Consider the following 8,313-nt stretch of genomic DNA (forward strand, 5'->3'; position numbering starts at 1 on the left):
AAGTAATGGGCGCGAGCAACAAAGAATTGGTGTGGATAGTTACCAAAAATTTCGGTATTCTCATACTGATAGCAGGACTTATCGGTGTTCCGGCTGGCTTGTTTGGCGGTGATTTAATTAGACAAGATTTAGGCAGCAGCCTTGTTGATTTAAGTTTTATAAATGTAAGCATAGGCTTTGGTCTGGTTGCCATAGTCGGACTACTGACCGTCCTATCCCAAACTATTCGAGCAGCGCATGTTGAACCTGTAAATGTTTTAAAAGCAGAGTAAAAGGGTAAGACATTTAGTCGCAGGTTATAACGGTAGCGTGACAATTTACAATGTGACCCTCCCCTTTTTGCGAGGTGTAGTAGCTGGTGGTGTGGCATCCACTATATCTTCCTCTACGCCCTGTTTAAAGATCTTTTTAAGAATATAGCTCTTGACTGAAAATGGCAGGATACGCCCCAGCCGGATCATGAATCTGTTTTTCCAACCAGGTATAATAAGCCCTTTGTCTTTGTATAAACCATCAATTGCCTGTCGCGCTACTTCCTCCGGAGTTTTAGTCAGAATGCCTTTGCCTTTCTTGATGTGCTGGTTGCGCTTCCGCATTGTCTTGGTGCTGGTGGGCCCCGGGCACAGACAGCTTACGTGAATGTTATAAGGCTCCAGCTCCATCTGCAGCGAACGAGAAAAGGTCAGAACAAAACTTTTAGTTGCCGCATACACGCTCTTGTAAGGAAGCGGCATTAGTGAAGCAAAACTGCCTACGTTCAGGATATATGCCGATTCATGCTCTCTGAGTTTAGGTATAAACAGGTGTGTCAGCGCTACCACGGCATTGACGTTCAACTGGATCATCTGTAGGTAATCCTCCAGCGAGGACTCCTGGAAATAACTGTAGTTGCCTATACCTGCATTGTTGATCAGCACATTGATGCTAAGCCCCTGCTCATGGCACCAGTCATAGAGGTACTGGATGGCATTGGGCGCGATCAGGTTCAACTCGATCGTTTTGACGTCTACCCCAAACTGCTTCCGCAAATTGGTGGCAGTTTGCACAAGTCCCGAGTCCTGGAGCGCCACCAGAATCAGGTGCTGACCACGTGCGGCACACTCGGTAGCCATCGCCTGGCCAATGCCAGCGCTGGCACCCGTTATTAAGGTATAGGTCTTTTCAGGTTTCATTTCTGTTGGAGTGATTGTAGCGTTCTCGATAGTCCTTCTTTTAGTGGTGTTATGGTATAGCCCAATTCTCTTTCAGCTTTATGACTCGACACACTCCAGTGAAGCAGCAGCTTTCGGGTCCAGTCCGGGGTGATCAGGGGCTTGGTGCCCGTCAGTTTTGCCAGCTTGACCATGACCCAACTTGCCCCGCGCAACAGGCTGCCAGGTATAGGTATAAGTTTTCGCTGCTTCCCTGTCAACCTAGCAATGAGCGCAAAGAGTTGCTGATATGTGGCGTCCTCACCACCCAGCAGGTAGTTCTCCCCACTCCTGCCCTGCGCCATGGCTAACAGATGCCCTCGCACCACATCGTCCACATAGCAGTAATTGCCTACACTGTTTCCATCACCGGGCATGAAGTGCCATTTGCCTGCCAGGTATAGCCGCAGCAGTTTAGCAATGCCATTGCTATCGGTCTCTTTGCCCGGGCCATATACCCGGGTTGGGCTCAGGATCACGACTGCCAGCCCCTGTTTTACATAACTCCGTGCGAGCACCTCAGCTTCTGCCTTAGAGCTTTCGTAGCTGTTTGTATAAGGTATGGTACGCCGGGTGTTTTCGTCTACAGGATGCTGAGGTGATGGAGCAGGTCCGTAAACACTTGCGGTGGAGGTGAGTATTACCTTTTGTACGTTGTTTTTCAATGCCGCAGTCAATACATGGTCTGTTCCTGTCACATTTACTTGTCGGTAGGTACGCTCGTCTTTTGCCCAGGGTTTGGCATAGGCCGCCAGGTGAAACACGACACTTGCACCTGCCATGGCCTGCTCCAGGAGCTGTACATTCTGTAAGTCACCGACATATAGCTTCACGCCCATAGCCGCCAGGTCAGCTGCTTTTTCTTTCGAACGGACTAGTGCTGACACCCTATCGTTTCGCTTAATTAATTCTTTTACCAGGCTATGACCGATGTAGCCGGTCGCACCCGTGACGAAAACTTCCATAGTGGGGGTGTACATATACTGACACTTTAATGTTATAAGCCAGCAGTTATTTGCAAACTACTGGCTACAATTCCGTACAAAACTCAACAACGTGTAGAACCTCCGGCTTGCCGGGAAGCGCATTTATATAGCCAGCAATTATGATTTACATCGTGATGGGAGTATCGGGAAGTGGTAAAACCACGGTCGGGCTTAAACTGGCTGACAGGCTCGGGCTCCCCTTTTACGATGCAGATGATTATCACCCCCGGCAAAGCGTCGAAAAGATGCAGCAAGGCATTCCGCTGAACGACAGCGACCGTGCACCGTGGCTGGAGCAACTGGCTGATCTGATACCCACCTGGGAAGTTGAGGGAGGAGCTGTACTGGCCTGCTCCGCCCTAAAGGAGGAGTACCGTAAGGTATTGCAGACAGTATCGGACATCAGCTGGATTTACCTCGATGGCTCCCGCGATACCATCCTGAAGCGGCTACAGGCCCGTCATGCGCATTTTATGCCCCCGACCATGCTGGATTCGCAACTGGAAGCGCTGGAGAAGCCTGCCTACGGTATACACGTCGATGTTTCCTTAAGCCCTGAGCAGATCGTTCAGGAAGTAATCTCTAAACTAGAGCATATGAATCCACATTCTGAATTTGGTGTGATTGGCCTGGGCGTGATGGGCAAAAGCCTTGCCCTGAACCTGGCGAGCCGTGGCGTGCGTGTCGCGATGTATAACCGGCACGTGCCAGGCAAAGAGGAAGGTATAGCCGAGCAGGTAATTGCCGAAAATCCTTCTTTCACCAATATAAAAGGTTATGATCAGCTGGAGGAGTTTGTGCAGTCGCTGGAGAAGCCGCGCAAAATACTGCTTATGATCTTTGCCGGTGCGCTGGACGCACAACTAGAGGCACTAATACCGCTGCTGGAGCCTGGTGATGTGGTGATAGACGGCGGCAACTCTTTTTATAAAGACACGGCAAGGCGCACTGCACTACTCGCTGACAACGGGCTGCACTTTGTCGGCACTGGCATTTCTGGCGGTGAGGAAGGCGCCCGCAAGGGACCATCCATTATGCCGGGTGGTCCACGTGCAGGTTATGAGCAGGTGGCCAGCTACCTGGAAATGATCGCAGCGAAGGACAGACAAGCTCAGCCCTGCACCATATATATCGGCCCAGACGGAGCGGGACACTTCGTAAAGATGGTGCACAACGGCATTGAGTACGCGGAAATGCAGGCCCTGGCGGAGGCGTATTCATTGCTGCGCAATATGCTAGGTATAGCCCCTGATGAAATTGCCGCTATTTTCAAGGAATGGCAGCAGCATGGATTGGGAAGCTATCTGCTGGAGATCACGATTGATATTCTGCATAAGAAAGAAGGAGACGAGCTGCTGCTTGACAAGATACTGGACCAGGCAGAACAGAAAGGCACCGGTGCTGGTCTGCCGCCGTAGCTTTAGAGTATGGCGTACCCTACGACACCCTTTCAGCTGCTGTAATGGCTAGAGCCCTCTCCGCTATGAAAGCTGAAAGGGTGAAAGCGGCAGAACGCTATCAGAAACAAATCCCCAAAGTCACTATTGACAGAAGCAGTTTTGTAGCCAGTTTGAAGCAAGCCTATCAGGTGACCCGCATCATCAATCATGAGATCGGGTTTAACTTAATGCGCGAAGTGTCGGAGCAGCTGAACTGGGAGCTCAACTTCAGCGAAATTGCCCGTATATGGACCAATGGCTGCATCATTCGCTCTGAACTGATGGAAGAGCTGGTCGCCATCTACCAACAGGAACCACGTTTGCTTGTGGCCCCTACACTGGTCGATAAAATACGCAACGCACAGCAAAGCTTTGCCGCCGTAGTCGCGTTAGGGCTGCAGTATGGTGTTCCGTTGCCGGTGCTCTCTTCGGGTTTAAATTACTTGTTAGGGTATAGCACAGCAGACTCTTCCGCAAACCTGATTCAGGCGCAGCGCGATTATTTCGGGGCACATACTTACCAGCGCAAGGACAAGCCCGCAGGAGAATATTTCCATACCGAATGGAAGTCAATTGGGTAAATGGAGTTCCTTCAGAATGCTGTTATAACATATTCCAAAAAATTTATGTCGAAGTGATATAAGTCACTTCTGTGACTGACCACTGTCATAAGATTAAAGGAGTTTGGGGTGTTCTTTTGTATCCATAAAGACACTCTAACAGCAATTCTTATGAAACGGTCACATTTACCAAAAGCAATACGGCTGGCCATGGTGGGGATTTTCTGCCTCGGCATCGCCTCATCTTGTGGCACCAAGACCACAAACGCCGAAATACTCAACTCCCTGAACGAGACGGCCACTCCTGGCGAGATGCCCGTGATCGAAGCTGAACTCACGGATGCCCCGCTTGTACCGGCTCCTATTACCCGGAAGCACCCTGCCAAAGTAGTGGTGCGGCTGGAGGTAACTGAAGTCGTGAAGAAACTGGCCGATGGCGTGGATTATACCTTCTGGACATTCGGTGGCTCCGTGCCGGGTAAGTTTATCCGTGTTCGTCAGAATGACGAGGTGGAGTTTCACCTGATGAACCACCCCGATAGCAAGAACCCCCACAACATTGACCTGCACGCCGTAACTGGCCCGGGTGGTGGTGCAGCTGCTACCTTCACAGCTCCCGGACAGGAAACAGTATTCAACTTCAAAGCCCTGAACCCTGGCCTGTATGTATACCACTGCGCGACAGCACCTGTAGGTATGCACATCGCCAATGGCATGTATGGCCTGATCATGGTGGAGCCCGAAGAAGGCATGGAGCCGGTTGATAAGGAGTACTATGTGATGCAGGGCGACTTCTACACCAAAGGAGCCTTCGGAGCACCTGGCCTGCAGCCCTTCGATATGGAGAAGGCCCTGGACGAGAAACCGTCTTACGTGGTGTTTAACGGCTCCGTTGGTTCTATGACGGGTGATAATGCCATCACAGCCAAAGTAGGTGATAAAGTTCGCCTGTTTGTAGGCAACGGCGGACCTAACCTGGTGTCTTCCTTCCACGTTATCGGTGAGATCTTCGACACGGTATACCCTGAGGGTGGCACCAACCTGAACAAAAACGTGCAGACAACTTTAGTACCTGCCGGTGGCTCAGCCATCACAGAGTTTAAGGTGGACGTACCAGGCAACTATGTACTCGTTGACCACTCTATCTTCAGAACCTTCAACAAAGGTGCGCTTGGTATGCTGAAAGTAGAAGGACCGGATAACCTGGCCATCTTCTCAGGTCAAACCGAACAAAAGATATACTTGCCAGAGGGCTCTACCGTGCAGGAAATGCCGAAGACAAATACACCGAAAGCAGCCTTTGCCTCAAACAAAGAGATGCGCATGGAGCTTGGCAAAACCCTTTACGCCCAGAACTGCCAGGCCTGCCACCAGGCAGAAGGCCAGGGCATCAAAGGCGCCTTCCCTCCGCTTGCCAAGTCTGACTACCTGAACGCTGACGTAGATCGCTCTATCGGGGTGGTGGCGCACGGTCTGGAGGGTCAGATCAAAGTGAACGGTGAGGTATATAACAGCACCATGCCGAAGCTGAAGCTGTCAGACGAAGAAATCGCTAACGTGATGACCTTTGTGATGAACAACTGGGGCAACAAGGGTGGTGAGATCACGCCAGAACAAGTGAAGAAGGCTAAAGCCAATTACAAGCACTAATTATTAACGCTTTTCAATCATGCGACGACTTCTGACAATTCTGCTGATGCTCGGAGCCTGTAGTATAGCACAAGCACAAAAGGGCACTCCTGCTAACATGGTTCATGTGAAGGGAGGCACTTTTGTGCCGCTTTACGGCAGCAATAACCAGTCGATATCAGTACAGGATTTTATCATGGATAAATACCCCGTTACAAATGCCCAATATGAAGCATTTGTGGCGGAATACCCAAAGTGGAAGAAGTCGGAAGTAAAAGCACTGTTTGCAGACGCCGGCTACCTGAAGCATTGGGCCAGCCCACTAGGTGTTGGGCCCGCAGCCGATAAGCTTAAAGACAGCCCCGTGATCAACGTGTCGTGGTTTGCCGCAAAGGCCTACTGCGAGTGCCAGGGCAAGCGCCTGCCAACCGTTAATGAATGGGAATTTGCCGCACTGGCCAGCGAAACGAAGAAGGACGCCTCCAGCGAGCCCAGCTTTTACCAGCGCAGTCTCGACTGGTACAGCCAGCCTAACCCGAAGTACCTGCCCCCTGTACAGAACGCCTTCAAAAACTATTATGGGCTGTACGGCATGATCGGTCTGGTGTGGGAATGGACCTCAGATTTCAACTCAGCCCTGATTGTGGGTGAGTCCAGACAAAACGCCAGCCTGGACAGGCAGCTATTCTGCGGAGCCGGTTCGACCGGAGCAAGTGATGTAAAAAACTACGTGGCCTTTATGCGCTACGCCTTCCGCTCGAGCCTCAAAGCCAACTACACCGTGGCGAACCTTGGCTTCCGATGTGTGCAGGATGTACCCGCCAAAACCACAGCTCAAAAATAATATGATTGTTATGAAACGCTATACCTTATACATGTTCACGTTGATCTCTGTAGCTTCACAGCCTGTCAGCAGGAAATAGCGCATGAAGACGACAGCTGCTGCGCCAAACCAGTCGCTGCTAACGAACTTCCGGATGGCACTGGCACACTCGGTATACCTACTGCGGGGCTGACAGATATGTCGCTTTACCAGCTGGAGTCCGATTGGCAAAACCAGCATGGCCAGGAGCTACAGCTGCAGGAATTACAAGGTAAAGTGCAGCTGGTGGCCATGATCTATACCCATTGCAGCTACGCCTGCCCGCGCATCATCGCGGACCTGAAGCGCATAGAGATGGGACTGGAACAGTACAAGCGGGAAGACATCGGCATCGTTCTCGTGACCATGGATCCTGCCCGAGACACGCCGGAGCGTCTGTTGCAATTTGCGAAGTCCAATAACCTGGACCCCACACGCTGGACATTGCTCACCAGCGAGCAGGACAATATACGGGAACTCGCAGCTTTGCTGAACATGAAGTACAAGACAGAGCTGGATGGCGAGATCTCCCACTCCAACATCATCACGGTACTTAGCGAAACCGGAGAGATCATCCACCAGGCCGAAGGGCTCGGTGTTGAACCAGATGAAACCGTCAACGCCATCAAAGGTCTGCTGCATAAAATTTAAGTTATAGGTTTTAAAGTAAAATCCCTGGACGATGCACCCGCATGTAGTCCAGGGATTTTTTGTTTGCAAATGTAATGTGCAGATTGCACGGAATGATGAGATCTTCTTGCCATCTGATGCCGTCATCCTAAGCACTTAGCTGTCATTTCGACCCTAGGGAGAAATCTGAATTTGACCATTGCTTAAATCGACCCAGATCTCTCCTATCGTCGAGAGGACAGTGTGAATTAATCACTCAATCCTATCACCCCTTCCCTCGCATCTGCTTCTCCATGGCATCCCACATTTCCTGCGGAATCTGGTCGAAGGAGTTGAATTCACCGGCACCGTAGAGCCACTCACCTCCGTCAATGGTTACGACTTCGCCGTTCACAAAGGCAGCGTAGTCTGACACCAGGTAGGCGGCCAGGTTTGCCAGTTCCTGGTGCTCCCCGAAACGGCCGACAGGTATACGCTTCACCGGGTCGAGTTTATCAGCCAATTGTTTCGGGAATAGTCTGGTCCAGGCGCCTTCGGTTGGGAAAGGACCGGGAGCGATGGCGTTGGAACGGATGCCGTACTTGGCCCACTCAGAAGCCAGCGAGCGTGTCATAGCCAACACGCCAGCTTTGGCACAGGCAGATGGCACGACATAGCCTGAACCTGTCCAGGCGTAGGTGGTCACGATGTTGAGGATGGTTCCCTCCTGCTTCTGCTCGATCCAGTGCTTGCCGAGTGCCAGTGTGCAATTGTAACTGCCCTTGAGCACAATGTCGGTGATCACATCAAAAGCCTTGTGGCTGAGGCGCTCCGTCGGACTCACAAAATTGCCCGCTGCGTTATTAACAAGCACATCTACCCTGCCGAATTTATCGAGCGTGGCCTGTAGCATAGCTTCAATCTCGTTGTATTTGCGCACGTCACAGGCGATTGGCAGTACTTGTCCGCCGGTTTCCTGCATCAGCTCTTCGGCGGCTTTATCAAGCACATCCTGTTTGCGGCTACAGATAACGGCGT

The 8,313-nt window shown here is 51.3% G+C and carries 7 protein-coding genes and 1 pseudogene; 5 read left to right on the plus strand and 3 right to left on the minus strand.

Translation table 11 applies throughout. From position 1 onward, the window contains the following. A partial coding sequence (locus O71_RS18370) for an ABC transporter permease (RefSeq protein ID WP_007659916.1) occupies positions 1 to 272 on the plus strand: 272 nt, incomplete at its 5' end. 45 nt (positions 273 to 317) lie between these two features. Here the strand turns inward: O71_RS18370 and O71_RS18375 are convergent. Continuing rightward, positions 318 to 1,172, minus strand: coding sequence for an SDR family oxidoreductase (locus O71_RS18375; RefSeq protein ID WP_007659918.1), 855 nt, complete (start codon positions 1,170 to 1,172; stop codon positions 318 to 320). Further along, on the minus strand, positions 1,169 to 2,155 hold the full coding sequence (locus O71_RS18380) for an NAD-dependent epimerase/dehydratase family protein (RefSeq protein ID WP_007659920.1): 987 nt from the start codon (positions 2,153 to 2,155) through the stop codon (positions 1,169 to 1,171). Before O71_RS18380 ends, O71_RS18375 begins: the two co-directional genes overlap by 4 nt. 155 nt (positions 2,156 to 2,310) lie before the next feature. Here O71_RS18380 and gndA point away from each other — a divergent pair. The 4 genes and pseudogenes from gndA (at position 2,311) to O71_RS18400 (ending at position 7,317) form a co-directional block, all read left to right on the plus strand. Then, a pseudogene (gndA, locus tag O71_RS18385) lies at positions 2,311 to 4,196 on the plus strand (NADP-dependent phosphogluconate dehydrogenase). 150 nt (positions 4,197 to 4,346) lie between these two features. Beyond that, the gene (gene nirK / locus O71_RS18390; RefSeq protein WP_230391978.1) at positions 4,347 to 5,825 is read left to right on the plus strand and encodes a copper-containing nitrite reductase; all 1,479 of its coding nucleotides are present in this window, start codon (positions 4,347 to 4,349) and stop codon (positions 5,823 to 5,825) included. A 19-nt stretch (positions 5,826 to 5,844) separates the two neighbouring features. Then, positions 5,845 to 6,648: a formylglycine-generating enzyme family protein gene (locus O71_RS18395; protein ID WP_040574743.1), complete on the plus strand. Its 804-nt coding sequence runs from the start codon at positions 5,845 to 5,847 to the stop codon at positions 6,646 to 6,648. A gap of 177 nt (positions 6,649 to 6,825) precedes the next feature. Continuing rightward, positions 6,826 to 7,317: an SCO family protein gene (locus O71_RS18400; RefSeq protein ID WP_007659930.1), complete on the plus strand. Its 492-nt coding sequence runs from the start codon at positions 6,826 to 6,828 to the stop codon at positions 7,315 to 7,317. Between the two features lie 244 nt (positions 7,318 to 7,561). Here O71_RS18400 and O71_RS18405 read toward each other — a convergent pair. Continuing rightward, the coding region (locus tag O71_RS18405; RefSeq protein ID WP_007659937.1) for an SDR family oxidoreductase at positions 7,562 to 8,313 on the minus strand (752 nt) is incomplete at its 5' end.

The organism is Pontibacter sp. BAB1700, from assembly GCF_000277005.1.
Lineage (GTDB): Bacteria > Bacteroidota > Bacteroidia > Cytophagales > Hymenobacteraceae > Pontibacter > Pontibacter lucknowensis.

Bases quoted from the DNA above. Each gene is read 5' to 3' on its own strand.
- O71_RS18375 (WP_007659918.1), bottom strand. From the start codon at position 1,172: ATGAAACCTGAAAAGACCTATACCTTAATAACGGGTGCCAGCGCTGGC.
- O71_RS18400 (WP_007659930.1), top strand. From the start codon at position 6,826: ATGTCGCTTTACCAGCTGGAGTCCGATTGGCAAAACCAGCATGGCCAG.
- O71_RS18395 (WP_040574743.1), top strand. From the start codon at position 5,845: ATGCGACGACTTCTGACAATTCTGCTGATGCTCGGAGCCTGTAGTATA.
- O71_RS18380 (WP_007659920.1), bottom strand. From the start codon at position 2,155: ATGGAAGTTTTCGTCACGGGTGCGACCGGCTACATCGGTCATAGCCTG.
- nirK (WP_230391978.1), top strand. From the start codon at position 4,347: ATGAAACGGTCACATTTACCAAAAGCAATACGGCTGGCCATGGTGGGG.